The sequence below is a fragment of the Leptolyngbya sp. FACHB-36 genome, assembly GCF_014695955.1.
In the GTDB taxonomy this organism is placed as follows: Bacteria; Cyanobacteriota; Cyanobacteriia; order Leptolyngbyales; family Leptolyngbyaceae; genus FACHB-36.
The window spans coordinates 1-1,938 of sequence record NZ_JACJPG010000208.1 but is presented as its reverse complement, the minus strand read 5'-3'; the positions used below and the strand labels follow the sequence as shown (position 1 = coordinate 1,938).

General features: G+C 57.0%; 1 protein-coding gene. It reads right to left on the bottom strand.

Features of this window, described 5'->3' with window-relative positions:
* On the bottom strand, positions 1-1,887 hold a 1,887-nt coding region (locus tag H6F43_RS04800; RefSeq protein WP_190341193.1), incomplete at its 3' end, for an adenylate/guanylate cyclase domain-containing protein.
* Between the last annotated feature and the right edge of the window lie 51 nt (positions 1,888-1,938).

The window sequence follows — 1,938 nt, the reverse complement described above, 5'->3', positions numbered from 1 at the left end:
CTGACGCCCTCTCAAGTGAACAGTATCAACAAATCGCGTTGGAAACTGTTCCTGAACATACCGATACGTTTCCTGACTAATTAGAATCCGACAGACCGTTCCATCCATTGATTTGTTGTAGCTTTCGAGGCGCGCTGCGACGTTGACGCTGTCGCCGATCGTTGTGTAGTCGAGCCGTTGGGAACTACCCAAGCTTCCGGTAATGACGGGTCCGGTAGCAATACCAATTCGCATACTGGCGATCGGGCGTCCTTGCTGCTGCCAAGTTTGGTTGAGCCGTTCTAAGGTAGCGGCGATCGCCACCGCGCAGCGCACAGCGGCATTCGCGTCTTGGGCGATCGCGTCTGCTGTGGTGCGGGGAATCGGCACGCCAAACACCGCCATTACCGCATCGCCAATAAACTTATCGACAATGCCGCCGTGTGCCAGAACGGTTTCTGCCACCGCTTCCATACACTCGTTTAGCCACTGCATCAGGGTTCTCGGATCGGTTTGCTCCGTGATGGCAGTGAAGCCTCTTAAGTCAGCAAACAGCACCGTGGCGCTCATCTGCTGTCCGGGAAGGCGTCCCGCTTCCAGCAGTTGGTGCCGCTCCTGCCAGATCACAGCGGCAATTTCGGGAGCGACATGCCGTCCAAACAGCGTCATCACGGTTTTGCGATCGGACCGCTCCAGTTGGGCGATATATCCAGTCATAACCGTGGCAGACCCCACCAGCACCAACAGCGGCGGCACAACCGGAATCCACCAGTTCGCCAGAAACAGCGCGTAGGCGCCGCTCAGCAGTCCAGTCGCCACGACTAGCAATCCTAGAATTGAGCGCAAATAAGTCGTAGATTGGGCTTTGTCCGATCGCACCGCCCAGATCACACTGGCTCCTACAGCAGACCACAGCACAATCCAAATGATTTCCAGCGGGTCGGACACCGTTTGCAGCAGCGGTCGCTGGTCCAAAACGGAACTCAGAATTGAGGAGGTCAGATGTGCCTGAACTTCGACGCCTGCGGTTTGCTCTGGATAGCCGACCAGCGTGCTGCTGAACGGGGTGTAAAAGAAATCGTTGAGGCTGCGGGCGACGGCACCAATCAGAACCACACGATCGCGCACCCGCTCCGACGGCACTCGGTTTTCTAGCACATCGGTTAGGGAGACCCGATCGAACGGGGCAGAACGGTAATTGAGCAAAATCTGGTAGCTGGCGGCGTCCGCCCGGATATAGCCGCCGTCGTTCGCCTCAAACGGACGAAACACAGTGTTGCCCAACTGCATTGCGCCATCAGCGGCGGCTGTCGGCACGATACCGTAATCTGCCAGATAAATCTGCGCTAACGATAGTCCCAAGCTGGGAATGGCGTCCTCGGACTCCGGCGTCAGAAACAGCAAGCCCCGCCGCAGTTTTCCATCCGTATCCAGCACCACATCATTCGCGCTGACCTGTCCAAGCTGGCTTAGAACGGGCGGTGGCGCAACAGGGGCACTTCTGCGGTCTGCCACTTTCTTTTCAATTCCGATCAGATTCGGCGTCGAGCGAAACACGTCCTCTAATGCTTTCGTTCCGGGCGGCACGGTCAAATCCCGGTAAAGGTCCAACCCGATCGCTTTGGGCTTACCGGCTTTGATTTTGTTCAGCAGAGTCGCGATCGTGGCATCGGACGCAGACCATTGTTTGACGTAGCGAATATCCGCTTCATCCACGCTAACAATCAAGATGCGGTCATCCACTCGCTCTGGTGGACGCCAGCGAAAGAACTGGTCGAGCATTGCCCACTCACTGGCTTGCAACACGCCTGTAAACCGCAGCGCTAGCACAGCGCTCGCTACAGCAGTTGCGACGATCGCCACGCCGCCCCATTGCCAAATGGGTCCTCGCTGGTTGATCTGAATCATGTGCCTCTAGTAGTCACCCACTTCTTTGTCTGCGCTGGACGTGACAAACAG